At 74.5% G+C, this 26342-nt stretch carries 21 protein-coding genes and 1 pseudogene; 8 read left to right on the forward strand and 14 right to left on the reverse strand.

The genetic code is table 11. From position 1 onward, the window contains the following. From ACFXPX_RS36325 to ACFXPX_RS36345, 5 genes and pseudogenes are all read right to left on the reverse strand, one after another. Positions 1–403, reverse strand: a pseudogene (locus ACFXPX_RS36325) (2-hydroxyacid dehydrogenase); the annotation flags it as partial. A gap of 125 nt (positions 404–528) precedes the next feature. Then, complete coding sequence (locus ACFXPX_RS36330; RefSeq protein WP_375885974.1) at positions 529–1554, reverse strand: 6-phosphofructokinase; 1026 nt, start codon at positions 1552–1554, stop codon at positions 529–531. 438 nt (positions 1555–1992) lie between these two features. Beyond that, on the reverse strand, positions 1993–2721 hold the full coding sequence (locus tag ACFXPX_RS36335) for a type 1 glutamine amidotransferase (RefSeq protein ID WP_375885976.1): 729 nt from the start codon (positions 2719–2721) through the stop codon (positions 1993–1995). Positions 2722–2767: 46 nt separating this feature from the next. Then, positions 2768–4030, reverse strand: coding sequence for a MurT ligase domain-containing protein (locus ACFXPX_RS36340; RefSeq protein ID WP_375885978.1), 1263 nt, complete (start codon positions 4028–4030; stop codon positions 2768–2770). 262 nt (positions 4031–4292) lie between these two features. Then, a complete protein-coding gene (locus ACFXPX_RS36345; protein ID WP_380527690.1) occupies positions 4293–4985 on the reverse strand; it encodes a GNAT family N-acetyltransferase in 693 nt (230 codons plus the stop codon). Positions 4986–5207: 222 nt separating this feature from the next. Here ACFXPX_RS36345 and ACFXPX_RS36350 point away from each other — a divergent pair, with 222 nt between their 5' ends. Both ACFXPX_RS36350 and ACFXPX_RS36355 read left to right on the forward strand, forming a co-directional pair. Beyond that, complete coding sequence (locus ACFXPX_RS36350; protein WP_380644585.1) at positions 5208–9182, forward strand: amino acid adenylation domain-containing protein; 3975 nt, start codon at positions 5208–5210, stop codon at positions 9180–9182. Between the two features lie 121 nt (positions 9183–9303). Next, positions 9304–9600, forward strand: coding sequence for a hypothetical protein (locus ACFXPX_RS36355; protein WP_380396043.1), 297 nt, complete (start codon positions 9304–9306; stop codon positions 9598–9600). Between the two features lie 39 nt (positions 9601–9639). Here the strand turns inward: ACFXPX_RS36355 and ACFXPX_RS36360 are convergent, their stop codons facing one another. After that, positions 9640–10413, reverse strand: a complete 774-nt coding sequence (locus tag ACFXPX_RS36360; protein ID WP_380527685.1) for a hypothetical protein — start codon at positions 10411–10413, stop codon at positions 9640–9642. A gap of 188 nt (positions 10414–10601) precedes the next feature. On the opposite strand from ACFXPX_RS36360, the gene ACFXPX_RS36365 reads away from it, so the two are divergent. Further along, entirely contained in the window at positions 10602–11243 is a 642-nt protein-coding gene (locus ACFXPX_RS36365) for a hypothetical protein (RefSeq protein ID WP_380644586.1), read from the forward strand. Positions 11244–11258: 15 nt separating this feature from the next. On the opposite strand, the gene ACFXPX_RS36370 is transcribed toward ACFXPX_RS36365, so the two are convergent. The 4 genes from ACFXPX_RS36370 to asnB form a co-directional block, all read right to left on the reverse strand. Further along, on the reverse strand, positions 11259–11684 hold the full coding sequence (locus ACFXPX_RS36370) for a hypothetical protein (RefSeq protein WP_380644587.1): 426 nt from the start codon (positions 11682–11684) through the stop codon (positions 11259–11261). Between the two features lie 77 nt (positions 11685–11761). Further along, positions 11762–13186: a pyridoxal phosphate-dependent decarboxylase family protein gene (locus tag ACFXPX_RS36375; protein WP_380644588.1), complete on the reverse strand. Its 1425-nt coding sequence runs from the start codon at positions 13184–13186 to the stop codon at positions 11762–11764. 125 nt (positions 13187–13311) lie between these two features. After that, entirely contained in the window at positions 13312–14433 is a 1122-nt protein-coding gene (locus tag ACFXPX_RS36380; protein WP_380644589.1) for a hypothetical protein, read from the reverse strand. 277 nt (positions 14434–14710) lie between these two features. Next, complete coding sequence (gene asnB, locus ACFXPX_RS36385) at positions 14711–16564, reverse strand: asparagine synthase (glutamine-hydrolyzing) (RefSeq protein ID WP_380644590.1); 1854 nt, start codon at positions 16562–16564, stop codon at positions 14711–14713. A 194-nt stretch (positions 16565–16758) separates the two neighbouring features. Between asnB and ACFXPX_RS36390 the strand changes: the two genes are divergently transcribed. Together ACFXPX_RS36390 and glmS are read left to right on the forward strand one after the other, a co-directional pair. Beyond that, the gene (locus ACFXPX_RS36390) at positions 16759–17034 is read left to right on the forward strand and encodes a hypothetical protein (protein ID WP_360237016.1); all 276 of its coding nucleotides are present in this window, start codon (positions 16759–16761) and stop codon (positions 17032–17034) included. A gap of 39 nt (positions 17035–17073) precedes the next feature. Continuing rightward, on the forward strand, positions 17074–18900 hold the full coding sequence (gene glmS, locus ACFXPX_RS36395) for a glutamine--fructose-6-phosphate transaminase (isomerizing) (RefSeq protein ID WP_380396049.1): 1827 nt from the start codon (positions 17074–17076) through the stop codon (positions 18898–18900). Between the two features lie 61 nt (positions 18901–18961). On the opposite strand, the gene ACFXPX_RS36400 is transcribed toward glmS, so the two are convergent. Together ACFXPX_RS36400 and ACFXPX_RS36405 are read right to left on the reverse strand one after the other, a co-directional pair. Next, positions 18962–20470 (reverse strand): serine/threonine-protein kinase, encoded by a 1509-nt coding sequence (locus ACFXPX_RS36400; protein ID WP_380644591.1) that lies wholly within the window; start codon positions 20468–20470, stop codon positions 18962–18964. Positions 20471–20857: 387 nt separating this feature from the next. Continuing rightward, positions 20858–22252, reverse strand: a complete 1395-nt coding sequence (locus ACFXPX_RS36405; protein ID WP_380644592.1) for a DUF2254 domain-containing protein — start codon at positions 22250–22252, stop codon at positions 20858–20860. 106 nt (positions 22253–22358) lie between these two features. Between ACFXPX_RS36405 and ACFXPX_RS36410 the strand changes: the two genes are divergently transcribed. Next, positions 22359–23024 (forward strand): HEAT repeat domain-containing protein, encoded by a 666-nt coding sequence (locus tag ACFXPX_RS36410; RefSeq protein WP_380527666.1) that lies wholly within the window; start codon positions 22359–22361, stop codon positions 23022–23024. A gap of 53 nt (positions 23025–23077) precedes the next feature. Next, positions 23078–24124 carry a HEAT repeat domain-containing protein gene (locus ACFXPX_RS36415; protein WP_375886007.1) on the forward strand — a complete coding sequence of 349 codons (1047 nt, stop codon included), beginning with the start codon at positions 23078–23080 and terminating at the stop codon, positions 24122–24124. 53 nt (positions 24125–24177) lie between these two features. Here ACFXPX_RS36415 and ACFXPX_RS36420 read toward each other — a convergent pair whose 3' ends face one another. Continuing rightward, entirely contained in the window at positions 24178–25638 is a 1461-nt protein-coding gene (locus tag ACFXPX_RS36420; protein ID WP_380644593.1) for a hypothetical protein, read from the reverse strand. A gap of 31 nt (positions 25639–25669) precedes the next feature. On the opposite strand from ACFXPX_RS36420, the gene ACFXPX_RS36425 reads away from it, so the two are divergent. Further along, on the forward strand, positions 25670–25843 hold the full coding sequence (locus ACFXPX_RS36425; protein ID WP_375886011.1) for a hypothetical protein: 174 nt from the start codon (positions 25670–25672) through the stop codon (positions 25841–25843). 50 nt (positions 25844–25893) lie between these two features. On the opposite strand, the gene ACFXPX_RS36430 is transcribed toward ACFXPX_RS36425, so the two are convergent. Further along, the coding region (locus ACFXPX_RS36430) for a glutaminase (protein WP_380644594.1) at positions 25894–26342 on the reverse strand (449 nt) is incomplete at its 5' end.

A 26342-nucleotide genomic window follows, 5' to 3' on the forward strand; every position in this document is an offset into this window, starting at 1 on the left:
CGTCGAGGCGGAAGTCGAACTCCCGGGTGCGGGTGGCGGCGCGGGTGAGGCGGCGGTTGACGGCGAGGGCGAGGGCCCAGGCGTGTTCGGCGACGGCGTACGGGCTGTAGTGGGAGACCCGGGCGACGGTGAGGCCGAGGTCGGCGGCGGCGTCGAGGTCGATGTTGTTGAAGCCGGTGGAGCGCTGGGCGATCAGCTCGGTGCCGCCGGCGGCGAGGACGGCCAGGGTGTCGGCGTCGAGGACGGCGTTGACGCTGCTGCTGACGGCGGGGTGGCCGGCGGCGAGCGGGGCGGTGTCGCGGTCGAGGAACACGTCCAGGCAGCGCAGCGCGTGCCGGCCGGCGAAGGCCCGTTCCAGCAGCGGCCGTTCGTCGGCCTGCACGCCGTACGCCAGGATCTCCATGCGTCGTCCTTCCGGGGAGGGCTCCTGGGGCCCACGCTAACGGGGCGGTGGCCGGAACGCCCGCCGGGCGCACGGGAGCCCCCGGCGGCTGCCGGGGGCTCCGGAACGGGCGGGAGGGGCGGCGGTCAGAGGACCGTCTCGGCCTCCTGGTAGCGCTCCTGCGGGACGGTCTTGAGCTCGGCGACGGCCTCGGCCAGCGGCACCAGGTTGATGTCGGTGCCCTGGAGGGCGGTGATGTGCCCGAAGGCGCCCTTGTGGACGGCCTCGACGGCGTGCCAGCCGAAGCGGGTGGCGAGCACCCGGTCGTAGGCGGTGGGGGTGCCGCCGCGCTGGGTGTGGCCGAGGATGACCGGGCGGGCCTCCTTGCCGAGGCGGTGCTCCAGTTCGCGGGAGAGCTGGGTGGCGATGCCGGTGAAGCGCTCGTGGCCGTAGATGTCCCTGCTGCCCTCCTCCCAGTGCATGGTGCCGGGCTCGGGCTTGGCGCCCTCGGCGCAGACCACGATGGCGAACTTCTTCTGCCGGTCGAAGCGCTCGCGGACCACGGCGGTGAGCTTCTCGATGTGGAAGGGGCGCTCCGGGACGACGATGGCGTGCGCACCGGCGGCCATGCCCGCGTTCAGCGCGATCCAGCCGGTGTGCCGGCCCATGACCTCGACGACCATGACCCGCTGGTGGGACTCGGCGGTGGTCTTCAACCGGTCCAGGGCCTCGGTGGCGACCGAGACGGCGGTGTCGAAGCCGAAGGTCACGTCGGTGGCGGCGATGTCGTTGTCGATGGTCTTGGGCACGCCGACGATCGGCAGGCCGGCGTCGCTCATCAGCTTGGCGGCCTTGAGGGTGCCCTCGCCGCCGATCGGGATCACGGCGTCCAGGCCGAGGTCGGAGCAGTACTTCTTGGCCCGCTCGACGCCGTCCCGCAGGTGGCTCGGCTGCACCCGGGAGGACCCGAGGATGGTGCCGCCCTGGGCCAGGATGCCGCTCACCGAGTCGAGGGTCAGGGGGCGGTGGTGCCCTTCCAGGAAACCGCGCCAACCGTCCTCGAACCCGATGATCTCGTCGCCGTGGTCGACCACCCCCCGGTGGACCACGGAACGGATCACCGCGTTCAGGCCGGGGCAGTCACCGCCGCTGGTCAGCACTCCGATACGCATTAGCTTTGCAACTCCCGAGCAGAACCGAGGAACGGCCGGACTACAGGCTGGGACGACGAGCCGTCACCGCGACGAGGCCTTCCCCACCGGGGTGACGGGGAGGTTGCCTCGGGGTGAAGCACCGGCCGGATCCGGACAGAGCATCCGAAAACGGCCGTGAAGTCGAGCATACGACCCCTGGTCCGGCCGGGCAGGAGCCGACGCGGGAGCGGCGCCGTCGGCGCCCCCGCGCGGAATTGCAGCCTGCTGCCGAGGAGGGTGTGCAGCCGGCAGCCCCATTGTCGTACGTCCGGGGCCGCCCGTGGGCCGGATGACCGCATCGCGGGCACCCGGGCGGGGCGGCCCGGTCGTACGACGCGGGGTGCGTCGTGAGGGGTGGGTGACCACGTCGGTCCCACGCGGGTCCCACGTGGTCACTCCCCGGGCACTGCGTGGGTACTACGCGGGGCGCGCCGTGGCGGCGATGCGCTCGGCGCGCAGCGCGTCGTACCAGGTGGTGTCGGCCGGCGGCAGGGCGTTGACGTCCAGGGCCAGCCGGATCAGCATGTCGGCGACGGCGGGGTTGCGGGCCAGCACCGGGCCGTGCAGGTAGGTGCCGAAGACGGTGTCCCGCCAGGCGCCCTCGGTGCCGTCGCCGGTGCCGTTGCCGCGGCCGACGGTGACGTTCGCGAACGGCTGGACGCCCTGGCCGAGGTGGGTGACGCCCTGGTGGTTCTCGAAGCCGGTCAGCTGCGGCAGGCCGAGCCGCGGGTCCACGTCGGCGAGCACGTCGCCGACGCAGCGGGCGCCCTCGCCCCGGGTGGTCCAGACGTCCAGCAGGCCGAGGCCCGGCTCGCGCTCGCCGAGGTCGTTGACGAACTCGTGGCCCATGATCTGGAAGCCGGCGCAGACGCCGAAGATGATCGCGCCGTTCTCGGCGGCCCGCACCAGGCCGCTGTCGGCGCGCAGCCGCTCGGCGGCCAGTCGCTGCGGGCGGTCCTCGCCGCCGCCGATCAGGTAGATGTCCCCGCTGGTGGGGATCGCCTGGTCGGAGCGGACGTCGATCCGGGTCACGTTGAGATGGCGCTGGCGGGCCCGGCGCTCCACGACCAGGGCGTTGCCGCGGTCGCCGTAGGTGCTGAGCAGGTCCGGGTAGACCCAGACCACGCGCAGGCTGCTCTCACTCATCCTCGAAGGCCTTCCGTCACGAAAAGACTGGTGTGCGGGCGCGGCATCAGCCGGCCACGACCTTCCGCAGCTGCTGGAAGGCGGTGTAGTTGGCGATGGCCTCGATCCGGCCGGGCGGGGCCATCCGGACGGCCTGCTCCAGGGTGTCCACGACGTGGAACTGCAGCCCGGCGACTTCCAGGCGGACGGCCAGGTCCAGCTTGCGCTGGCCCATCACGAAGATCGGGTGCCCGGCGAGCCGCTCGTAGTCGACGTCCCACAGCCAGGAGGTGTCGGTGCCGTCGGCGTCGAGGGCGTTCACCGAGAGGATCACCGGGGCCGGCGGGCCGTCGATCAGGGAGAAGGTCTCCAGCCAGCCGGCCGGGTTCTTGGCGAGCAGCAGCCGGATGTCCCGGCCCTGGTACTGCACCACGTCGTAGCGGCCGGCCACGGCGGACACCGAGCGCATCCGCTCCAGGGCGACCTGCGGGGAGACGCCGAACACGGCGGCGACGGCGGCCGAGCTGGTGGCGTTGGCCAGGTTGGCCCGGCCGGGCAGCTGCAGCTGGATCGGCCAGGCGCCGCGCTGCGGGTCGATCACGTGGGTGCCCTGGAGCGCCCAGTGCGGGTTGGGGCGCCGGAAGCCGCAGTCCTGGCAGAACCAGTCGTCGCCGGGGCGCTGCATCACGCCGCCGCACGCGGGGCAGGACCAGGCGTCCTCCTTCCACGCCTGTCCGGCGGCCACCCAGACCACCTTCTTGCAGGAGGAGGCGGCCCAGGTCACCAGCGGGTCGTCGGCGTTGGCGATGACCACGGCCTCGGTGTCCTGGAGGCCCTCGCGCCACTTCTCCGCCATCATGCGGGTCTCGGCGGCGCGGTCGAGCTGGTCGCGGGAGAGGTTGAGCAGGGCGATCGCCTTGGGGTGGGTGTCGCGGGCGACCGTCGCCAGGTACTTCTCGTCGACCTCGATCACGCCGAAGCGGGCCTCCGAGCCACCGGCCAGGGCGGACGTGATGCCGGCCGGCATGTTGGCGCCGAGGGCGTTGGAGACCACCGGGCCGGCGGCGCGCAGCGCCTCGGCGATCAGGCGGGTGGTGGTGGTCTTGCCGTTGGTGGCGCTGACCAGGACGACGTCGAGGTGGTCGGCGAGGGTGGCGAGCAGGTCGGGGTCGAGCCTGAGGGCGACCTTGCCGCCGATCACCGAGCCGCTCCCGCGACCGGCCTTGCGGGACACGGCGGCGGCGACCTTGCCGGCCGTGACCGCGATCTTGGCGCGGGCCGGCAGCGAGGCGTCGCGTGCGCCTGTGGGCTCCGATTCGGTGCCTGCCATGCTCAGTGGTTCCTCCTTGCTGCGGCACCACCTGTCGGCCGGATAACGGGCCGTCGGGCGGCGGGGACGGGGCCAGCCTACCGACTCCGTGGCCCGGCCGGACGATCCGGACCCCATGCCGCCAGCTGCGACGCCGCTGCGGGGGCTGCTGACGGCCCGTCAAGGAGGGCGGTGTACGGAGGGACCCCTGCTGCGGGGAAGGACGCCTCACCGGCTGCCCCGGGTTCCCGGAGCAGCCGGTAAGGATGTCGTGAAGAAATGATCAGCGGCCCGGAACGGGTGCGGAGGCGGTGGCGGGCGCGGCTCCGGCGGCGAGGGTGGCGGTGATCACCAGGGTGCCGTCCTCGCAGTGGAAGTCCAGCGGCGCCGCCAGCCGGCGCATCGCGGCGATCAGCCCGGTGTTGGCGGCCTGGGTCACCGCGTACGCCGCGCCGATCCCGGCCGCCCGGGCCAGCGCGGTCAGCCGCCGGAGCAGGGCCAGGCCGAGCCCCTGCCGCTGCCAGGCGTCCTCGACCAGCACGGCCAGCTCCGCCTCGTCCTCGTCCCACATCAGGTGCCCGAGGGCGATGACCCGCCCGTCGGGGGCCACCACCACCAGGCTGCGGCCGTGCCGGGGGTCCAGCAGGTGCTCCAGGTAGCGGTCGGCGTCGCGGACCGGCCCGTGGTAGCGCAGCCGCAGCGCGGCGGGGGAGCAGCGCTCGTGCATCGCCAGGGCCGCCGCCTTGTCGGCAGGGCCGGCCGGGCGCAGCAGCAGCTCGGTCCCGTCCGGCAGGGACAGCCGGGACACCTCTGCGGCCGGAGCGGCCGGAGCGGCGTGGCCGCGGGTCGGCCGGTGCGGGCCGCCGGGGTGCGCGGGCGGCCGGGTGGACTGGGCGTCGGGCGCCGCGCACCTGCGGTTCGACCTGCGGAAGGGCCGGTGCCAGAACCGTTCGGGGCGGGTGCGGGGTGCCGTCATGGGTCCGACGCTACCGACGGCTCGCTTCCGGCCGGTTACGTGATCGTGAACGCACGAATGCCCGACCGCGCACGGGCGTCCCGCCGGGACGGATCCGGCACAGGTCCAGACCGGTGCCTCATGCGGTCGGGACGGCGGGCGGCCGACGGTGGAGTCCGTACCCGGCGCTCCTGGTGAGCAGGTCCGCCGGGGTCCGTACGTCCACGCACCGAAGGCTCTCCCATGCGCAACACCGACCTCGCCGCCACCGCCACCACCACCGCCACCGGCGGCACCCCCGCCAACCCCGCCACCCGCCTCCCGCACGCCCGCCGGGCACCCGTCGGCACCGCGCTGACCGGTCTGCTGGACCGGCAGGCCCGCACCCGGCCCGCGTCCCCGGCCGTCGTCGGCGAGCACGGCCGCCTGACCTTCCTGGAGCTGTCCGAACGCGCCCGCGGGCTGGCCGCGCGGCTGCGCGCGCTGGGCGCGGGCGCGGGCCCGGACGACTGCGTGGGCCTGTACGTCGAGCCCTCGGTGGAGCTGGTCGCCGGGGCCTGGGGCGTCCTGTACGCCGGGGCCGGCTACCTGCCGCTGTCGCCCGAGTACCCGGAGGACCGGCTCCGCTACATGATCGAGGACAGCGGCACCCGGATCGTCCTCACCCAGGAGCACCTGCGCGAGCGGCTGGCCGGGCTGCTGCCGGCCGGCACCGCGGTCCTCACCGTCGAGGAGGCGCCGTCGGCGCACGGGCAGTCGCCTGCGCACGAGCGGACGGAGGCGCACGGGCAGCCCGAGGAGTGGGCGCAGCCGGAGTCGACGGCCTACGTGATCTACACCTCCGGCAGCACCGGCCGCCCCAAGGGCGTGCAGATCGAGCACCGGGCGGTGGTCTCCCAGCTGCGCTGGCTGCACACCGCCGGGCACCTCGCCCCCGGGGTCACCGTGCTGCAGAAGACCCCGATGAGCTTCGACGCCGCCCAGTGGGAGATCCTCGCCCCGGCCGTCGGCGCCCGGGTGGTGGCCGGCACGTCCGGGCTGTACCGGGACCCGGAGGCGCTGGTCGCCGCCGTGCGCCGGTACGGCGTGACCGCCCTGCAGTGCGTGCCGACGCTGCTGCAGGCCCTGCTGGACACCGAGGGCTTCACCGACTGCACCGGCCTGACCGGCCTGTTCTCCGGCGGCGAGGCGCTCTCGCTGCGGCTGGCCCGCGACCTGGCCGCCGCCCTGCCGGGGGCCGCGCTGGTCAACCTGTACGGCCCGACCGAGTGCACCATCAACGCCACCGCCCACCTGGTCGACCCGGCCGCGCTGGGCGACGGCGCCGGCTCGGTCCCGATCGGCCGGCCGGTCGACAACACCCAGTGCTACGTCCTGGACGAACGGCTGGCCCCGGTCGGCCTCGGGGACGTCGGCGAGCTGTACATCGGCGGTGTCCAGCTGGCCCGCGGCTACCTGCACCGGCCGGAGCTGACCGCCGAGCGGTTCGTGCCCTCCCCGTTCGCCCCGGCCGAGAAGCTGTACCGCACCGGCGACCTGGTGCACTGGAACCCGGACGGCACCCTCCAGTTCGCCGGCCGGGTCGACAACCAGGTCAAGCTGCGCGGCTACCGGGTCGAGCTGGACGAGATCGCCCGGGCGATCGAGGAGCACACCTGGGTCCGCCGCTCGGCCGCCGTGGTCACCGCCGACGCGCGCACCGGCCACCAGAACCTGGTCGCCTGCGTCGAACTGAACCCGCGCGAGGCCGCCCTGATGGACCAGGGCAACCACGGCGGCCACCACCAGTCCAAGGCCAGCCGGCTCCAGGTCCGGGCCCAGCTGTCCGACCCCGGGGTGCGGGCCCCGGCCCAGCTGGCGGGCCGGGAGAAGGTCGAACTGCCCGGCCGGCGCGAGAGCGGGACCCAGCGGCGGGCCGTCTTCGCCCGCAAGACCTACCGCTTCTACGACGGCGGCCCGGTCACCCGGGACGACCTCACCGCGCTGCTCGCCCCCCGCCCGGCCGGCCCCTTCGGCCGCGAGCTCGGCCTGCTGAGCTTCCCCGAACTCGGCCGGATCCTGCGCTGGTTCGGCCAGTTCCACAGCGAGGAGCGGCTGCTGCCCAAGTACGCCTACGCCTCGCCCGGCGCGCTCTACGCGACCCAGCTGTACCTGGAGACCGGCGGCCTGGACGGGCTGGCCGCCGGGATGTACTACTACCACCCGGTCGAGCACACCCTGATCAGGGTCGGCGCCGCCGACGCCCGCCCGGAGCCGTACCTGACGCTGCACTTCTCCGGGCGGACCGCGGCGATCGAGCCGGTGTACAGGAACAACATCCGCGAGGTGCTGGAGTTCGAGACCGGGCACATGCTGGGCGTGCTGGAGGAGGTGCTGCCCGAGTACGGCCTGGAGGTGCGCCCGCAGGGCTTCGACCCGGCCGTCCGGCAGCGGCTGGACGTCGCCGAGGAGGACCACTACCTGGGCAGCTTCACCGTCGACCGCAACCGCGGCCTCGCCCCCGAGGAGCACACCGAGCTGTACGTCCAGGCCCACGGCGACCGGGTGGACGGCCTGCCGGCCGGCCTCTACCGCTACGCCGACGGCGAGTTGACCGGCGTCGCCGACGAGGTGGTGGAGTCCCGGCAGGTGATCGCGATCAACCAGGCCGTGTACGCCCGGGCCGCGTTCGGCATCACCGCGGTCAGCCGGGCCGCCGAGGACTGGCTGGAGTACGTCGCGCTCGGCACGAAGCTGCACCACCTCCAGCGCAACGGCCTGGGCCTGGGCTTCATGTCCTCCGGCTACAGCTCCAAGTCCGGCCACCCGCTGCCCGCTTCGCGCCGGATCGACGAGATCCTCGACGCGGCGGGCATCCCCACCGGCGCCTCGTACTTCTTCCTCGGCGGGAAGGTGAGCGAGGAGCAGATCGGCAGCGAGGGCATGCACGAGGACACCGTGCACATGAAGGGCCCGGCCGAGATCATCAAGGACGAACTCGCCACCCTGCTGCCCGACTACATGCTGCCCAACCGGGTGCTGATCGTCGACGCCCTGCCGCTCACCGCGAACGGCAAGGTCGACCTCAAGGCGCTGGCCGGCTCCGAGGCCGTCCGCGCGGACGGCGGGCGCGGCGAGTTCGTCGCCCCGCGCACCGCGCGGGAACGGTGGCTGGCCGAGGCCTGGGGGCAGGCGCTCGCGTACGAGGAGGTGTCGGTGACCGACGAGTTCTTCGCCGCCGGCGGCAACTCGCTGACCGCCGTGGCGCTGGTCAACCGGATCAACCGGGAGTTCGGGACCTCGCTGCCGCTCCAGGTGGTGTTCGAGTGCCCGAAGCTGGCGGACCTGGCGGCCCGGATCTCGGCCTCGGACGGCGCGCCGGCCTCACGGCTGGTCCCGCTGCAGCCGGGGAAGCCGGGGAAGCCGGGGGAGTCGGCGGAGTCGGGGGCTTCGGGGCAGCAGGGCCGGCCGGTGTTCTGCTGGCCCGGGCTGGGCGGCTACCCGATGAACCTGCGGCTGCTCGGCCGGGAGGCGAGCGACGGTCGTGCCTTCTACGGCGTCCAGGCGCACGGCATCAACGAGGGCGAGACGCCGTACGCCACCATCCGGGAGACGGCCGCCGCCGACCTCGCCCAGCTGCGCCGGGTGCAGCCCGAGGGCCCGTACACCCTGTGGGGCTACTCCTTCGGCGCCCGGGTCGCCTTCGAGGCGGCCTGGCAGCTGGAGCAGGCGGGCGAACGGGTGGAACAGCTGCTGCTGATCTGCCCGGGCAACCCGGAGGTCCGGCAGGCCGACGGCCGGGAGTACGGCCGGGAGTCCTCGTACGCCAACCCGGCGTACGTGACCATCCTGTTCTCGGTGTTCGCCGGGGCGATCAGCGGGCCCGAGCTGGAGCGCTGCCTGGCCGGGACGGTCGACGAGTCCTCGTTCGTCGCCGGGGTGCACCGGATGCTGCCCGCGCTGGACGAGGAGGTGATCCGCCGGATCACCCGGATCGTCGGCGAGACCTACGAGTTCGAGTACAGCTTCCGCGAGCTGGCCGAGCGGCGGCTGGCGGCGCCGGTGACCGTCTTCAAGGCCTCGGGCGACGACTACTCCTTCATCGAGGGCAGCACCGGCTGGTCGGCCGCCCCGCCCACCGTGGTGGAGCTGGCCGGGGACCACTACGGGGTGCTCAAGGAGCACGGGGTGCTCGAACTCGCGGCCGCCATCCGGGCGGTGGAGCGGCCCACCCCGTGACGCCCGGGCGCTGACGCGGACACGCTCACGGATGGCCCAGGATCCGTGACCGCGGGAGCCCCTTCGGATAGGGATGGCTCGGCTTTCCGCCGAACCCGTCTCGATCCGAAGGGGCTCCCCCATGCTCGCGAAGAACTCCGCACTCGCCACGGCCTGTTGCGCCCTGCTGCTGGCCGTACCGCTCGCCCTCGCCGGGACGGCCGCCGCCGCCGGCAGTGGCAGCAGCACCGGCACCAACGGCACCGGCAACAGCAGCACCGGCAACAACAACACCAGCATCAACACCAGCAGCAACAACGGCCCGAAGACCCCCCAGGAGGCGGCCGCCTGCAAGAGCGTCACCGGTGCGCTGCTCGGCGGCTTCGGCGGCATGCTGGGCAACGCGGTGTGCGTGGTGCAGCCGGCCGACCGGGGCTGAGCGGCCCGCCGACCCGCCCGAGGAGCGGCGGGCGCCCGATCAGGCGCCCGCCGCCGCCACCAGCCGCTGCTCCAGCAGCTGCCACTGCGCCGCCATGTCGTGCACCAGGTAGAGCTCGCGGCTGCGGGTCCAGGCCTGGCCGGACCGCGGGTCGTACGTCCCCGGCATCGCCGTCCCGGCCGGGGCGCCCGCCGAGGCGATCCCGGCCAGCCGGGTGGTGAGCACGCAGCGCTTCACGTGGTCCCGGAAACCGACCACCCCGGCGGTGCCGATCCCGCCGGGCAGGCCCTTGCGGGCGGCGGCCACCTGGGCGGCCACGCCGTAGGTGCTCAGGTAGGTGATCGTCCCGTCCGGGGCGACCACCGGTTCGATCGAGGTGACGTCGGTCAGCCCGTGGACGTCGGTCAGGAAGTGGGCGATCTCCCACTGGGCGTACACCGGCACCTTGCGGCGGCGGTGGATCCTGGCCACGGTGTCCGCCAACTCCCGGTTCACCGGGCCCGGTTCGTACCGCACCTTGGCCGGGTCCCCGCCGCCGGCCGGGGCGCGGTTGCCGAAGGCGTAGGCGAGCAGGAAGTCGACCTTCGCCGGCTCCACCGTCGGCGGCGCCCAGTCGAAGCAGACGTCCAGGATCCTCGGCACCTCGGCCTCGGCGGCCGCCCGGTCGCCCAGCGCGCCGGTCAGCGCCTTCACCATCTGCCGCCGCAGGCCCTCCTGACCGCCCGTCCCCTCGGCCTGCGCCTGCCCGGCCCCGGCCACCACCGGCACCACCGCACCCGCCGCCACCGCCGCGGCGAACCTCCGCCGATCCATGCTGCGCACCCGCTCCCTGTTCCGTCGTCCGGTCGGCCCATCCGACCGGGCGCGCGCGTCCGCCGGGCGGCCGGGCACGGAAGCCCCGGTGAACGTTGGCCGGACCCGGAAGGCTGGTGCGGGCCCTTCGCGTGCTGACGTATCATCCGGCGATCTGCTGAGAGCGTTCGTGTGGACAGGGGGATGGGATGGCGGAGCAGGCGGCGCCTTGGTACCGGACGGTGTCCGGAAGGGTCTGGATCGCGGGGGCGGCGGTCGTCGTCCTGGGCGCCGGTCTGACCGTGGCCGCCGTCACCCGGGACGACGGACCGACGGGGGGCGCGGGCACCCCGGCCGCGGCCAGGAGCGGTCCGGCCGGGCACCGGATCGTGCTCCCGGACCGGATCGGCGAGCAGGCACGGCTGCCCGGCGACGACTCCTCCGCGCTGCGGGCCAGTTACGAGGAGCGGACGAAGGTGTTCAAGCACCGGGACCTCACGGCCGGCACCTACAGCCCCTCCGGGGCCCCCGGGAACACGCTGACGGTGATCGGACTGACCGGCAGCTACCCGAACCCCGGGGGGAAGGTGGCCTTCTACTTCGACGACCTGGCGCGCTCCGACGTGTTCCGGGACGACTCGGTGCAAGGGCTGCAGGATTACCCGGCCGGTCCGCTCGGTGGAGTGCTGCGGTGCGCGACGCTCAACTCCGCGACCGCCACCCAGAGCACCTGCGTGTGGGCGGACGGCGACACGGTGGGCATCGTCGTGGACGAGAAGGGCGCGGCCCGGCCGGACGACCTGGCGAAGCGGGCGCTGGAGATCCGTACGGCCGTCGAGGTCGAGGGCTGAGCGGGTCCGGGCCGTTCAGGCGATGCGGGTCGGGGTGTCCTCGACGGTGTGGCCGGTGGTGGTGAGCAGGGCGGTGAGGGCCGCCGGGTCCAGGGAGTGGGGGGTCCGGAGGAAGAGCTCGTCGGCCGTGGGGTGGCGGTGGAGCGAGAGCAGGGTGATCCGGTGGTCGGCGAGCGCGGCGGGGGTGTGGGCGAGGGCGGTGGTGCGGACCCGCCACAGCGTGGTCGGGGGCGGGCTGTGGGGGGACCACCAGGAGTGCAGCAGGGCGGTGGCGAGCAGGGCGACGGCCGAGCCGATCAGCAGGACCGGGCCGTCCGGGCCGTCGACCACGAGCTTGGCGATCAGGTCGGCCGCGGTGACGGAGAGGAAGACCGCGGCGAGTTCGACGGTGTCCCGGCGCCAGCGGGGGGCACGGGGGAAGGAAGGCTTCGAGTGCTCCATGCCCTCCACCGTGCCCGCTCGGTGTTTCCGGTCCGCGAACCGGCCGTGACCTGCTGGTTAAGGTCCGTCCGGGGGTGTTACGGCAGCAGCGTGCGGGCGGCGGCCCGGACCTCGTCGAGCAGCAGGCGCAGGTCCTCCTCGGTGGTCGCGGCGTTGAGCAGGCAGGCGCGGAGCATCTCGTGCCCGCCGAGCCGGGCGCCGGTGACGAAGACCCGGCCGCGCCGCTGGACGGCGACCGGCAGCTCGCGGTTGAGGGCGTCGCGGGCCGCCGCGTCCTGCCCGGGTGCCCGGTGGCGGAACGCCACGATGGACGTCTGCACCTCCGCGAGCAGCTCCAACTCCTCGTCGGCCTCGACGAGTTCGCCGAGCCGACGGGCGAGCGCGGTGCACCGGGCGATGTCCCGGGCGAGGCCGGTGCGGCCGCGGTGGGCGATGGTGGCCCAGACCTTGAGGGCGCGGAACGGGCGGGTCTGCTCGGTGCCGTACTCGGAGAACCAGCCGAGCTCCCCGGCCGCCTCGTCGCGCAGGTAGGACGGGACGAGGCTGAACGTGCCGCGCAGTTCGTCGGTGTCCCGGACCAGGGCGCAGCCGCAGTCCACCGGGACGCCGAGCCACTTGTGCGGGTCGAGGGCGAGCGAGTCGGCGCGCTCCAGGCCGGCGTAGCGGTGGGCGATGGCGGGGTCGAGCCGGCCGAAGGCGCCGTACGCGCCGTCGACGTGCAGCCACAGGCCCTGCTCCTGGCAGAGGTCGGCGAGCGGGTCGAAGGCGTCCACCGCGCCGGTGCCGACGGTCCCGGCCGAGGCGACCACCAGGAAGGGCAGCAGTCCGGCGGCGCGGTCGCGTTCGACGGCGGCGCGCAGGTCGGCGGGGTCGAGCAGCCCGTCGGGGCCGGTGGCGACGGTGCGCAGGTGGCGGCTGCCGAGGCCGAGGAGCTCGGCGGCCTTGCGGACGCAGGAGTGGGTCTCGCCGGTGACGTAGCCGACCAGCGGCGGCAGCCCGGTCAGGCCCTCCTCGCGGACGTCGTGGCCGGCCCGGCGGGCGGCCCGGTTGCGGGCGGCGGCCAGGCAGACGATGGTCGCCGCCGAGGTGCCGGAGGTGAGCAGTCCGCCGCCGGCCGGGTGCGGGAAGCCGACCAGTTCGGCGATCCAGCGGACCACGGCGCGCTCCAGGTGGACGTCGGCGTGGTCGCCGCCGGCCGAGCTGGGGTTCATCGCGGCGGCGGCGAGGGTGGCGAGCACCCCGGCGGGGGCGGGCGCGGAGTTGACCCAGCCGAAGAAGCGCGGGTTGCCGTTGCCCATGGGGTGGGGGAGGACGTCCCGCCCGACGGCCTCGACGAGCTCGGCGAGCGGGCGGCCCTCGGCGGGCAGCGGGGCGTCGAGCAGGGCCTGCCGGGCGGTGGCGTCCATCGGCTGCCAGACCGGGCGGGCAGGCAGTTCGGCGAGGTAGTCGGCGACCAGGTCGGCGGCGGCGTGGGCGGCGCCGCGGAAGTCGTCGGAGGTCATGTGGGTGTGCTCCAGGGGCCGGGGGACCGGGGGAGGCGCGGCGTCCTCGGCGCACCGTGATCAGCAGATGCTACGGAACGGGCCCGCGCCGTGCGGCGCGGGCCCGGAGGGTGGGACGGGGACGATCAGTCGAGGGAGGCGGACAGCCCGCCCGCGGAGCGGCAGTAGCCCTGCATCTCCTTGTTGGTGATCTTCGCGCAGAGCCGCCCGGCCGCGCCGCCGTCGGTGTAGTTGACCGTGTAGTAGCTGACCAGCCCCTCCGCGCAGGCCTTGCGCTGCCAGCCGTCGGCGGCGGTGGCGCACTGCTGGGCGGCCCAGTCCTCGCGGTCCAGGTTGTACTTCATGGTCCGGGAGCCGACCCCGCGGCTGCAGTCCACCGCCCCGCCGCTGGCCTTGCCGTTGAGGCACCACTTGAGCGCGTCGGCGTAGACCTCGGGGTGGTTCGGGTAGTCGTGCGAGGACAGGTAGAAGGTCGGGGCGTAGAAGAAGCAGGCGGACTGGAACAGCGAGGGCTGGTCCTTGCACGGGTACAGCGGGTCCTGGGCGAGCTTGTCGGCGGGCAGGTTGGCCTTGGCCTGCTCGTCCTCCTCGTCCGGGCCGAAGAGCTGCATGAACAGGCCCTCGGAGCAGCGGATCCGGTTCTGGTCGCTGGTGAACTTGTTGCACAGGTCGCGGGCCTTGGCGACGTCCTGCTTGGCGACGAACATGGTGCCGTGGCCGACGCCGTGGATGCAGGGGCCGCTGTTCTTGGGGGCGCACAGCTTGAGCAGGTCCACCTCGGGCTGGGTGGAGGCGTTGAGCATCTCCTCGACCGCGCCGTGCAGGTAGCCGGCCGCGCAGGTCTCGTGCGGGAAGGAGATGACCTTCTGGAAGTCGGCGTTGAAGCGCTTGACCGCCGCGTGGCCGAGCTCGTGCGCGATCGGGTGGCAGAAGCGCACGGTGTACGGCTTCTCCTTGGTGATCCTGTCGAGGTCGGCGAGGGCGACACCGGGGTCGGTGGCGTCCATCTCGGCCATCATCTTGTTGCGCAGCGTCGAGCGGGTCCACACCGCCGGGTCGCCGGTCGGGGTGGCGCTCGCGGCGCCGGCCGTGACCGGCTGGGCGCCGGTGCCGGCACCCGCGCCCGGACCGGCGACGGCCGGGGCGGCGGAGGGCGCGGCGGGCTTCCAGTCGGTGACGGCCACCGAGCCCAGGCCCAGGACGCCCAGGAGCACGGCGGTGAGAATCGCGAAGACTCGCGGCTGCATGACGGGATCCCCCGGCGGATCGAGGTGAACGGTTCGCTCCTATCCTGACGGCACCGGGAGCGCGATCCCGCGTTATCGCCCGCCATTCGGGAGGTGTCGGCGACGCTACCGCATCGCCGGGACGCCCCGGCGGGCCGGGACGGCTCCCGGCGCGCGGGGCCCGCGGCGGGCCAGCGGTGCGGGGGGGGGCGCCGCGGCCCGGGGGGGCACCACCCGTCGGGGGGGGCCCGCCGCGGGCCGGGCGTGCGTTCCGCCGTTCGGGCGGGGGGACGGTGCGTCAGAGCTCCAGCGTCACGCGGTACTCCGTCAGCCAGACGTCGAGGTCCAGCGCCAGGTCGACGCCCAGCCGCACCGACCCGGGGTCGGTGTCGGGGGCGAGCGCGTCGGCCAGCCGCCGCCGGTCCAGCAGCTCCAGTGCCGGGGAGGTCCGTTCGGCGGCGAGCCGGGAGAGGTCGGCGCGCAGCAGCTGCGGGTAGCGCGGGTCGGCGGTGATCGGGTACGCGCTCTTGACCCGGTCGGCGACCTCGGCCGGCAGCAGGTCCCGGACGGCGGCGCGCAGCAGGCTCTTCTGCTGCCCGTCGAAGGTCTTCATCGCCCACGGCGTGTTGAAGACGTACTGGACCGGCCGGTGGTCGCAGAACGGCACCCGCACCTCCAGCCCGCCGGCCCGGCTCATCCGCTCGTTGCGGTCGAGCAGCACACCGGAGAAGCGGGTGAGGTTGAGGTACGAGACCTCCCGCATCCGCCGTTCCACCGGGTCGGCCGCGGGCAGGTGCGGGACTTCGGCGAGCGCCTCCCGGTACTGGGTGCGGCGGTGGCCGGCCAGGTCGAGCTTGCGCACCAGGTCGGCGTCGAGCAGCTGCTCGCGCGGGGCGGAGCCCGGGCCGGCCAGGCCGCCGTCGAGCCGGGCGGCCCAGGGGAAGTCGTCGGCGGCGATCGCGACCGGGTCGTGGAACCAGGGGTAGCCGCCGAACAGCTCGTCCGCGGCCTCGCCGGACAGGGCGACGGCGGCCCGCTCCCGGACGCGGCGGAAGAGCAGCAGCAGGGCGGCGTCCAGGTCGGCGAGCCCGCCCGGGAGGTCCCGGGCGCGCAGCACGGCGTGACTGCGGCGCAGCTCGGTGAGCTCGGCGGCGTCCAGCGCGATCACGTCGTGCTCGGCGCCGACGTGCCGGGCGAGCATCCGGGCGTACGGGCCGTCCGGTGTCGAGCGGGCCGGGTCGGGGTGGAGGTCCTCGTCCCGGCCGGTGAAGTCCACCGCGAGGGTGCGCAGCGGGCCGGCCCCCGCCCGGCGCAGCGCCGCCGCGGCCAGGGCGGTGAGGGCGCTGGAGTCCAGGCCGCCGGAGAGCAGCGAGCAGAGCGGCAGGTCCGAGTCGAGCTGGCGGTGGACGATGTCCTCCAGCAGGGCCCGGACGGTGGCGATCGTGGACTCCAGGGAGTCGACGTGCTCGCGCGCCTCCAGCCCCCAGTAGCGGCGCTCCGTGACGCCGCCGCGGCGCACCCGGACCAGGTGCCCGGGCCGGACCTCGTGGACGCCCCGGTACGGGGTGGTGCCGGGCGTGCGGGTGAGGGAGAGCAGTTCGCGCAGCCCGTCCAGGTCGACCACCGCGCGGACCGCGGGGTGGGCCAGCACCGCCCTGGCCCCGGAGCCGAACACCACGCCGTCCGGGGTGGGGTGGTAGTGCAGCGGTTTGACGCCCAGCCGGTCGCGGACCAGCAGCAGCTCCTCGTGCCGGGAGTCCCAGATCGCGAAGGCGTACGCGCCGTTGAGCCGCTCGGCCAGGCCCTCGCCCCACTCCAGGTAGCCGAGCAGTACGACCTCGGCGGCGTCCCGGGTGCGGAAGCGGTGGCCGGCCGCCTCCAGTTCCGCGCGCAGTTCGCGCTGGTTGTGGACCTCGCCGGTGAGGGCGAGCACGGCCAGTGGGCGGCCGTCGTGCTCGACGGACAGCGGCCGCGCCCCGCCGTCGGTGCCGGCCGCGCCGGGGCGGCGGCGGCCGAGTGCGGCGTGCGGCTCCAGGTGGACGCCGCCGGCGTCCGGGCCCTGGCAGACCTGGGTGGCCGTCATGGCCTCGAGGACGTCGTGCTCGGCGGTGAGGTCGCGGTCGAAGGCGACCCATCCGGTGATCCCGCACATCAGCAAGCCCTCCGGTCTTCGGGTACGTGTGGCGGGGGTCACGCTACGGGCGCCCTCGGCGCGGCATCAAGAGCCTGTCCGGAAGGCGACGGCCAGGGGTCCGCGCGGTTACCCGGGCCGAAAGTCGCCGAGCCTGCCCGAATTCGGGCAAGATCTTTGGCTTCGGTGCGCCGGGAGACCTAGAGTTCTCATTCGTGCCGAGCTCACCCCACCCTCACGAAGACCTCCTCGCCCACCTCTCCCGGACCAGCCCGCTCGGGCCCCGGGAAGCGGCGCGGGTCGTGGCGGAGGTGCTGGCGTACTTCTCCGAGACCACCGAGGAGTACGTCCGTCGCCGCCACGGCGAGCTGCAGGCACGCGGCCTCACCAACGAACGGATCTTCGCCCGGCTCGCCGAGGAGCTGCCCGCCCGCCGCGTCGCGGCGCCGGAGCTCTCGGCCCGTCAGCTGCGCCGGATCGTCTACGGCTGAGCCCCGGGTTCATTCGCTATTTACTGGAGGAGTCCACGCATGTGCGGAATCGTGGCCTACATCGGCCCCAAGGACGCGACCCCCTTCCTGCTGGAAGGACTGGCCCGGCTGGAGTACCGCGGCTACGACTCGGCCGGCGTCGCCGTCGCCGGGCGCACCGGCGGCATCAAGCTCCGCAAGGTGAAGGGCCGGGTCGCCGACCTCGCCGCCGCCGTGCCGGCCCGCTTCAAGGGCGGCACCGGAATCGGCCACACCCGCTGGGCCACCCACGGCGTGCCCAGCGACGCCAACGCGCACCCGCACCTGGACAACGCCGAGCGGATCGCCGTCGTGCACAACGGCATCATCGAGAACGCCGACGAACTGCGCGCCAAGCTCGCCGCCGACGGCGCGGTCTTCCGCTCCGAGACCGACACCGAGGTGCTCTCCCACCTGATCGCCGCGCACACCGCCGAGGGCGTCGAGCTGGAGGACGCCGTCCGCGCCGCGCTCGGCCGGGTCGTCGGCACCTACGGCATCGCGGTGCTCGACGCCGAGCAGCCCGACCGCATCGTGGTCGCCCGCAACGGCAGCCCGATCGTGCTCGGCATCGGTGAGAAGGAGATGTTCGCCGCCTCCGACGTCTCCGCCCTGGTCCGCTACACCCGCCAGGTGGTGCACCTGGAGGACGGCGAGCTCGCCACCGTCCGCGCCGACGGCTTCCGCACCTTCACCGCGGACGCCCGCACCACCCACCGCCAGCCGTCCACCGTCGACTGGGAGATCGACTCCTTCGACACCGGCGGCTACGACCACTACCTGCTCAAGGAGATCCACGAGCAGCCCACCTCCGTCGAGCGCACCCTCAGCGGCCGGCTCGACGAGCGGTTCAGCACCGCCCACCTCGGCGGCCTCAACCTGGACGCCCGCGAACTGCGCGAGATCCGCCGGGTGAAGATCCTCGGCTGCGGATCCGCCTACTACGCGGGCGAGATGGGCGCCCAGCTGATCGAGGAGCTGTCCCGCATCCCCGCCCACAGCGAGCCCGCCTCGGAGTTCCGCTACCGCAACCCGGTGATCGAGGCCGACACCCTGTACGTCGCGGTCAGCCAGTCCGGCGAGACCTACGACACGCTGGCCGCCGTCCAGGAGATCAAGCGCAAGGGCGGCCGCGTCCTCGGCGTCGTGAACACCGTGGGCAGCGCGATCGCCCGCGAGTGCGACGGCGGCATCTACCTGCACGCCGGGCCCGAGGTGTCCGTCGCCTCCACCAAGGCCTTCACCTCCACCGTGGTCGCCTTCGCCCTGCTCGCCCTGCACTTCGGCCGGATCCACGACCTCTCGCCGGCCGACGGCCGCCGGATCGTCTCCGCCCTCCAGGCGCTGCCCGACCAGATCCGCGAGGTGCTCGACCAGTCCGACGCGATCGCGAAGCTGGCGGCCGAGTACGCCGACTCCGCCGGGATGATGTTCATCGGCCGGGTCCGCGGCTACCCGGTGGCCCGGGAGGGCGCGCAGAAGCTCAAGGAGATCTCCTACGTCCACGCCGAGGCCTACCCGGCGAGCGAGCTCAAGCACGGGCCGCTGGCCCTGATCAGCCCCGAGCTGCCGACCGTGGCCCTCGTCCCGGACGACGAGCTGCTCGACAAGAACCTCACCACCCTCGGCGAGATCAAGGCCCGCTCCGGCCGGGTCATCGCGGTCGCCCACCGCCGGCCCGAGGACAAGCTGGCCGACCACTGCATCCTGGTCCCCAAGAGCGAGCCGGAGCTGGACCCGCTGCTCCTCAACATCCCGCTCCAGCTGCTCGCCTACCACGCGGCGGTCGCCCTCGGCCGGGACGTGGACAAGCCGCGGAACCTGGCGAAGAGCGTGACGGTGGAGTAGCCGTCAGGCGTTCGAACCCCGGGCCCCGGTCGCTGTGCGGACGACCGGGGCCCGGCCGCCGTCAGGCCCGGTTCGCGCGCGCCGTCCGGACGTGCTGCCAGATCAGGGCGGCCAGGGTCAGCACGGCGGCGGCGTGCAGCAGCCACCAGCCGGCCCCGAAGGTCAGCGTGAGGTTCGCCTGCACCGCGGGCGGCAGGGTGTGGAAGACGTCGGCGTCCTGGGCGCGCAGGGTGACGTCGACGATGCCGAGCACGACCGGGAGCGGCAGGGCGCAGAGGTAGCCGAACCTGCGCAGCGGCCCCCACGGGCGGTACGGCAGGACGGCCGCGCAGACCAGGGCCAGTACGGCGGGCACCAGCCACGGCCAGGGCATGAACAGGAAGCCCCGGCCCGTGCCGGGGAAGTCGTCGAGCCCGAGCGCGGAGTGCAGCGGGAAGCCCGACCCGGACGCGTGGTTGATGGCGGCGACCGTCTGCGGGGTCATGTTCCCGCCGGCCGCGATGCTGACGGTGCCGCCGGTGAGCAGCATCGACACGCCGTACACGGCCAGCAGCCCGGCCGGCACCAGGACGGACGCGAGCAGGCGCTCCCGCCGGCCGGTCGCCGGGGGCCGGCCCGGTTCCCCCGGCGGGACCGGGAGGGTCGGCGGGGTGACCGGCTGGGTGGCGAGCGCGGTCGGCGGGTGCGCGGGCCGGGCCGGCGGCACCGGCCGGTGCGGTTGCCGGGGCCGCTGCCCGGCGAGCAGGGCGGCCGCCTGCGCCCCGGTGAGGCGGGCGTTCGGGTCCTTCGCCAGCAGGCCGTCGATCAGCGGGGCCAGCGGGCCGGCCAGGGTCATCGGCGGCGGCTGTTCGAACAGCACCGCGGTGAGCGTCGCGACCGGGGTGTCCCGGCGGAACGGCGGTCGGCCCTCGGCGGCCTGGTAGAGCGTGGCGCCGAGCGAGAACAGGTCGCCCGCCGGGGCCGCGGGGCTGCCGTGGGCGCGCTCGGGGGCGAGGTAGTCGACCGAGCCGATGAAGGCGCCCGAGGCGGTGAGGGCGGTCTGGTCCTGCTGCACGGCGATCCCGAAGTCGGCGAGCAGCACGCCGCCGTCGTCGGCCAGCATGATGTTCGCCGGCTTCACGTCGCGGTGCACGATCCCCGCCCGGTGCGCGGCGTCGAGCGCGGCGAGGACGGCCTCGGCGACCGTCACCGTGTCGGCGGTCGGGAGCGGGCCCTCCCCGGCGATCCGCTCCTCCAGGGACCGGCCGACGATCAGCTGCATCACCGTCCACGGGGCGCCGTCGTCGACCACCACGTCGTGGACGCCGACGACGTTCGGGTGGTCGCGCAGCCGGGCCGCGTGCCGGGCCTCCCGCTGGGCGCGCAGCAGGCGCTCGGAGTGCTCCTCGGGCGAGGCGGCGGGCGGCAGTCGGACCTCCTTGACGGCCACGTCCACGCCGAGCACCTCGTCGTGGGCCTGCCAGACGCTGCCGAAACCGCCCGCCCCGAGCCGCCGCGCCAGCCGGTACCGGCCGCCGACCAGCCGCCCCGCCGAGGTCACGGCCGTACCGCCGTCCCCGCTGTCCGCCACCGTCGGTTCCCCCGTTCCTCGGCCTGCACGTCCGCCACAGTCTGGCAGAGCCGGTACGGCCGACGGCGGGGGAGGGCGGGTGACGGGGGAGGGCCGCGGCGGTGCGGAGTCGGTGGGGCTTCGGGATGCCGACGGGTTGTCATGACTGAAACACCGTCGGGCTGGGCATAACGACGTGGACCCACCGAAGGGCCCGGCTGACGCTCCCCCACGAGCGCAACCGGGCCCCGGGCCGGCGATCGGGCCTGGGCGTGACTCCCCCCACGGAGTGGCGACCAGGCCCGCAGCGTGTTCAACCAGCGATACGCAGAGTACATGTCATATCCACGTAGCGCTACCGAGTTCCGCGCTTCCGTTCCGGGCCCGGGCGGGCCCCGGGGGCGGGGGTCAGTTCGCGCGGCCGGCCCGGGCGTAGGCCGCCAGGACCGAGAGGTAGCGCCGCCGGACGTCGTCGCGGTCGGCGGCCTCCGGGACCGACTCCCGGTTCAGGCGTTCGATCATCTCCGCCTGCTGGAGCAGGACCCGGCGCTGCTGTTCGGTCCGGGTCTCCGCCATGATCTCGGCCAGCGCGTCCAGCTGGCGGATCAGGACGGCGGGCATGCCGGGGGCGGCCTGGCGGATCTTCTCGAACGACCGCTGGACCAGCCGCTCGTAGCTCACCGGGACGGTCATCACCCGGACGTACCCGGCCTCGTCGCGGTGGACGGGGTTCGGGTCCCAGCGGGCGGCGATCCGGCACAGGCCCTCGCCCAGCCAGTCGATGCAGGTCAGGGTGGTGAAGGTGTCGTTGACCGCGGTGGACAGGGCCCGGATGGCGATCTCCACCAACTGGTCGACGGCGAAGGCGATGTCCTGGGCGAGGGTGCGGGTCGACCCGACGACGTGGGCGCGGGCGAAGCTGCGGGCCACCTCGGGCGCGGCCGCCGGCGGCCAGACGGTGGCCAGCGGGTGGCCCTGGACGAGGAAGTGCCCCGGCCGGTGGTCCAGCCGGATGACGGCGTCGAGCTCCGCGGCCATCCGGACGAGCGTGCGGTGCCGGACGAACTGGAGGTAGCCGCTGGCGGGGGCCGGGACCGTCGCCCCCGAGGTGTCCAGCCGGACGTTCAGCTCCGCGGCCGTCGGCCCCGCGCCGCCCCCGGCAGGCCGGTCCGGCCCGCCCGCGCCCGCCTCGATCGCCTCCGACAGCTCCGCCGCGATGCTCGCGATCACCCGGGGCAGCTGGATGGAGGTGGCGATGTGGTGGATGAAGAAGATCAGTACGGCGAGGTCGAGCATGACCAGCACCATGCACACGGTGATGGACAGGTGGGGGACGAAGTCGCCCCTCGGGCCGGGCCCGATGACGACCAGCGAGAGGATCGCGAAGACGAACGTCCCGACGAAGGTGCCCAGGGTCATCTGGGTGGTGCGGTCCCGGATGAAGGTGCGCAGCATGCGCGGCCCGAACTGGGTGGAGGCCAGCGTGAGCGTCACGATCATGATCGAGAACACCACGCCGACCACGGTGATCAGCGCCGCCGCGATCGCCGCCAGGACCTGCCGCGCCGAGTCCGCCGTCCCGCTGATCACCCAGGACGGCAGCCCCAGCGTCCCGTCGTACGCCCCCCGGTCCAGCGAGACCGTGACCGTGAACAGGGCCGCGGCGAACCCGACCTCCAGGATCGGGACGACCCACAGATTGGTCCGCAGCGCCTCGCGCCGCCACTGCGCCTCCAGGTGGACACCGCGGATCACCTCGCCCACCTCCGTACGCCCGGCCCGCCGGTACACCCCCTCGATCACCCAATCTAGGGTCCCGGCGGCCTCCCGGCTCGGCGTCCGCCCAGCCCGTACGGGTTGACCTTGACACGGTGACAAGCCCTTCACTGGTCTCCAGGAGGTGGTCCCGATGACGACGTCGACCGAGGACGAGAACACGATGCGGGTGTGGAAGGGGCTGGCGCACGACGACCCGTCGGTGCGGCTGCGGGCCGCGCTGGCCGTCGGGACGAACCCGGACCCGGGGTTCGTCGACGGGCTGGTCGAGCGGTGCGCCGTCGAGCCCGACTTCCCGGTGCGGGAGATGCTCACCTGGGCGCTCACCCGCCACCCGGCGGCGGTGACCGTCCCGCCGCTGCTCGACGAGGTCCGCTCGGAGCGCGCCCAGGCACGGAGCCAGGCGCTGCACACCCTGTCCAAGATCGGGGACCGGCGGGCGTGGCCGGCCGTCACCCCGGCGCTGCTGTCCGACCCCGACGAGGAGGTGGCCCGCAGCGCCTGGCGGGCCGCGGTCGTGCTGGCGCCCGAGGACGAGCGGCCCGCCCTGGCCGTAGGGTTGGCGGCGCAGCTCGGGCGCGGCGGCCGGGAGACGCAGCTGAGCCTCAGTCGGGCGCTGGTCGCGCTCGGGGAGGCGGCGGCCCCGGTCCTGACCGCCGCGACGACGGACCCCGACCCCCGGGTGCGCGCCCACGCGCTCGCCACGGAGGCGCTGCGCCGCGACCCGGACGCCGGCTTCGAGTCGGCGATCGAGGAGGCGAAGCGGATCGCCGTCCTCGGGACCGAACGGGACGGGTAGCGGGGGATGTCGATCGGTGGCGGACGGTGTGGACGGTTTGGACGGTGTGGGCGGTGCTGATCGGTGAAGTCGCCCGGCGGTCCGGGGTCAGTGCCCGGATGCTCAGGCACTACGAGTCGCTCGGCCTGGTGCGGCCCTCGGGCCGTACCGGCTCCGGCTACCGGGAGTACTCCGACGCGGACATCCGGCGGATCTTCCACATCGAGAGCCTGCGCTCGCTCGGCCTGTCGCTGCACGACGTCGGGCGGGCGCTCGACGACCCGGGCTTCGCGCCCTCGGGGCTGGTCGACGACCTCGTCGCCCGCACGCTGGAGCGCATCGCGGCGGAGAGCGAGCTGCTGACGCGGCTGCGCCGGATCGGTGCGGCGGAGCCCGGCGGCTGGGAGGACGTCCTGCGGACCGTGGCGCTCCTGCGCGGGCTGGAGTCGGGGAGCGCGGGGGCTCGGCAGCGCGCGGCCCTGGCGGCGGTAGAGGAGGCTCCCGTCCCCCTGGAGGCACTGGCCGAGGCGGTGCTGGCCGAGTCGGACCCGAACGCCGCCGGGGCCCTGCGGTGGGCCTTGGCACGGGCCGGCGAGGCGGCGGTGGCCCTGCTGGCGCCGGGCCTCGGCTCGCCCTCGGCCGAGGTGCGGGAACGCGCCGTCCGGTCCCTCGCCGAGATCCCGGACGAGGCGGCGACCGCACTGCTGCGGGACGCCCTGGCCGGCCCCGATCCGGTGGTCCGCGGGTACGCGGCCCTGGCGCTCGGGGCCAGGCGGGTGGCCGACGCCGTCCCGACGCTCATCGACATGATCGTCGAGGAGCGGAACGACGCCGACGCGGCCGACGCGCTGGCCGCGCTGGCGAACGGCGGCGCCGGGGGCGGTGCTGCCGGTGTCGGTGCTGCCGTTGATCCCGTCCTGGCGGACCGGATCGCCGGGCGGCTCGTCGAGCGGCTGGCCCGGGACGGGGTGGACGAGCCCGCCCGGCGGCGGCTGACCCAGGCGCTCGCGGACATCCCGGGGAGCACGGCGACGCGCGCGCTCGCCGGGCTGGCGCGGGACGGTGACCGGGTGGTCGCGCTCACGGCGGCGTACGTGCTCACGCTGCGCGGCGCGCGGTAGCGGACTCCCGCGCGCCGCGCAGTGGCTGTGGGCGGTCGGTGGCGGTGGGCCGGTCAGCCGGCGCTGCTGATCCGCAGGATGCCGGTGGTGGTGCCCTGGTAGACCACGCCGCCGGGGGCGATGGAGCCGACCATCTGGAGCGTGTCGAAGAGGAATCCCGCGCCGAGGTAGTGGGTGCGGGTGACGGCGCCGGTGCTCGGGTCGACCTCGGCGTAGTCGTACGGATCGAGGATCGAGGTGGCGTCGGTGCCGGGGATGACCGGCCGGCGCAGCACGGTGTGGATCAGACCGTCACCGGTGGACAGCCTCGGCACGGCGGCGGAGCGCACCGTGGTGTCCCAGACGAGGTCGCAGCCGGAGCCGTCGGAGCGGACGTCGACCCGGCTGAGACCGCCGGAGAAGCGGCCGGAGGCGGGCACGCTCGGGCCGGCGTCGGCGGGCAGCTTGGGGTACGGGTAGCCGTAGGTGCTGGCGACGAAGACGGCGTTCCCGGCGCCGACCGGGGAGTTCTCGCTGCCGCTGCCGCCCGCCCTGAGGACGGGGACGGAGCAGACCTCGGAGCCGTCGGCGGTGCGGTAGACCAGCAGGTGCACGGTCGGCGCGGCGTTGTCGACGACGGTGACGTAGTCGGTGCCGGTGCGCGGGCCGAAGAAGGTCGGCGTGGAGCCGGTGCCCCAGCTGAGCTGTCCGGGCTTGCGGCCCGGCCCGCGGTCGTACGGCCGCCGCCAGGCGATGCGCGGAGTGCCGTCGGCCCCCGCGGTCAGCAGGTAGGTGGCGTGGGTGGTGGCCACCAGCGTGCCGGCCGGGGCGGTGGAGAGGGAGTTGGCGACCTTCTCCCCGGCCGGGAGGGCGAGGGTGCGGACGGTGCCGGTGCGGTCGTCGGCGGTGCCGACGACCCCGCCGCCGGTGGCGAACCAGACCCGGCCCTGCCAGTCCGGGGACAGGCCGGTCACGGCGTCGCCCTCGGGCACGGCGCCGGCCAGCGACAGCCGGCTGTCCACGGTCAGCGCCCAGGCGCCGGTGGCGGTGCGGTGGTGGCCGATCCGCAGCAGGTCGCGGTTGCCGTCCACCACCACCAGGCGGTCGTCCTGGTCCAGGTAGGCGTACACGCCGCCGAGCAACGAGCCCTTGGCGATGGGGAGTTCGGCGACGGAACCGCCGTCGGCCGGGTCGAGCAGGTGGACCGTCGGGACGAGGCCGAAGATCGTGGTGCAGAGCGCGACCGGGCGTCCGTCCGAGCCGACCAGCACCGTCGGGCAGGCGGACTGGAGGGCCACCCGCTCGGAGTCGAGCGGGCCGGGCTTCGGGCCGGGCAGCGGGGTGGCGTCGGAGGAGCCGGTGTCGCCGTGCATGGTGGCGGTGCCGTCGGGCCCCGCGTACGGGTTGTGCGGGGGGAGCGGACCGAACGGGCCGTCGGCGTGGGCAGGAGCAGGAGCAGGGGCGGGGTCCGCGAGGGCGGGGACCGGGAGGGCCAGCAGGGCGGCGGTCACGAGTGCGGGCAGCACGAGGCGCATGGGAGTTCCCGTCGGGAGAGGTGTGGACGGCGTGGTGGTGCACGTGATCGCCCGGGTGGGGGTTCCCGACGGCGCCGGGGGCGCCGGGCTGATCACCGCGTCAGAGCGCGCGGTGACAGATCGCCGAGCACGCGTGCCCGAGGTCGACGTCGAGTCGACGGCTCAGGTGCGTGTGGCGGTTCATGCGGCCAGCATGGACCACTGACACTTTGTCGCACAAGCGTCCGTCCGGCCCGTGGGACCGGGTGGTGCGGGTCAGAAGACCGAGCAGCCGGAGAGGGTGGTGAGGGTGTCCAGGGCGGTCACGGCGGCGACCGAGTTGCCGGCCTGGTCGAGGCGGGGGCCCCAGGCGCAGACGGCCGCGCGGCCGGGCAGTATGGCGAGGACGCCGCCGCCGACGCCGCTCTTGCCGGGCAGGCCGACGCGGAAGGCGAACTCGCCGGCGGCGTCGTAGGTGCCGCAGGTGAGCAGGACGGCGTTGAGGCGCTTGGCCTCGCCGCGGCTCATCAGGCGGGTGCCGTCGGTGCGCACGCCGTAGCGGGCGAGGAAGGCGCCGGCGAGCACGAGGTCGCGGCAGCTGGCGGCGATCGCGCAGTGCGCGTAGTAGTGGTCCAGCACGGTGTCGACCGGGTTCCGCAGATTGCCGTGGCTGGCGATGAAGTGGGCGAGCGCGGCGTTGCGGTGGCCGTGCTCGGCCTCGGAGG

The organism is Kitasatospora sp. NPDC059146 (assembly GCF_042786665.1).
In the GTDB taxonomy this organism is placed as follows: Bacteria; Actinomycetota; Actinomycetes; order Streptomycetales; family Streptomycetaceae; genus Kitasatospora.